At 59.1% G+C, this 1,429-nt stretch carries 1 protein-coding gene; it reads right to left on the reverse strand.

All coding sequences use genetic code 11. The annotated features are described in order from the left end of the window. Positions 1 to 300 precede the first annotated feature (300 nt). On the reverse strand, positions 301 to 1,344 hold the full coding sequence (locus tag JKL46_RS34765; protein ID WP_201843011.1) for an IS110 family RNA-guided transposase: 1,044 nt from the start codon (positions 1,342 to 1,344) through the stop codon (positions 301 to 303). Positions 1,345 to 1,429 lie beyond the last annotated feature (85 nt).

Consider the following 1,429-nt stretch of genomic DNA (forward strand, 5'->3'; position numbering starts at 1 on the left):
ATGCCGTCGAGCAGCCATATGTGGACGGCCCCCTTCTTGCAAGATGTCGGGCAGAGTTTGATCGGATCGCTTGCGTTCATATGTCCGGCCTGTCGGTGCGCTCACACATGAACGCTGGCCAAGATGGATTCCGCAACGTGGGTTCCAAACAATGCATCGACCACAGTGGGCCACTGGCTGCTTCGGAGTATCCCGCGTCTCGGATCGATCGATCACACCATCTGCTCGTTTCCTGCAAGTTCACGCATCAGCTCAGTACGGTAGCATCTTTATCCTGCTCACCGTGACCGACTGATCTCTTCACGCCGCGCATGCCAGAGGGGAGCGCGCAGCATTGTTCCTGTAAACCTCGCCGGTCACCATCATTTTCCAGGCGATCCTGGCGATCTTGTTGGCCAGCGCGACAGCTGCGAGTTTTGGGGGCTTGCGCTTGAGCAACTCGATGAGCCACGGTGAAGCGTTTCTGCCTCTTCCCGCTCGTATCTGTCGAAGCAACGAGGTCGCACCCACGACCAATGTGCTGCGCAATGCCTCATCGCCGGCTCTCGTAATGATACCGAGCCTGACCTTGCCAGCCGTCGAATGATCCTTGGGTGTCAGGCCCATCCAGGCGGCAAACTGCCGTCCGGACAGGAACTGCTCTGGCGCGGGCGCTTTCATCACCAGCAAGACCGCGCTAATCGGTCCGACACCAGGGATCTTTGCAAGTCGGTGGCAGCATTCGTTGTTCCGGTACCAGGCCATCAGTTTTGCCTCCACCTCTTTCCGGCGCTCGTCCAACTGTGCAAACTCGTCGGCGAGAGACGCGAACAGATCGCGTGCCAGGGTCGGAATGGTTTCGTCAACCATGATACGCTCAAGCAGTGACGGGATATGACGCATGCCTTTGGCCGCAGTCAGCCCGAACTCGGCTGCATAGCCACGAATCGTGTTGGCAAGCCGCGTCTGTGCGGCGACAGCGCGCTCGCGCAGGCCCACCAGCATCAATGCGGCTTGCTGATCCGCACTCTTCACTGGAACGAACCGCATCGTCGGACGGCTCATCGCCTCGCATAGCGCCTCCGCATCGGCCGCGTCATTCTTGCCACGCTTGACGTAAGGCTTCGCTAATTGTGGCGCGATCAGCTTTACCTCATGTCCGAGCGCAGTCAGCAACCGGGCCCAGTGATGCGAGGCGCCGCAGGCTTCGATCGCAATCACGGTCGGTGGGCATTCCGCAAAGAAATCCACCATCTCTTTGCGGCGCATCTTCTTGCGCAGGATCGGCTGCTCGGCGGCGTTGACGCCATGCAATTGAAAGACGTGCTTCGAGGTATCGATGCCGATACGGATAATCTTCTCCACGGACGGCTCCTTCGTTTGAGATCGTTAACGACTCACTCTGGCACGTTTCGTTGCCGGTCGGGGGCCGTCCACACCAACAGTGCAA

It is taken from the genome of Microvirga zambiensis WSM3693 (genome assembly GCF_016735695.1).
GTDB classification, from domain to species: Bacteria; Pseudomonadota; Alphaproteobacteria; order Rhizobiales; family Beijerinckiaceae; genus Microvirga; species Microvirga zambiensis.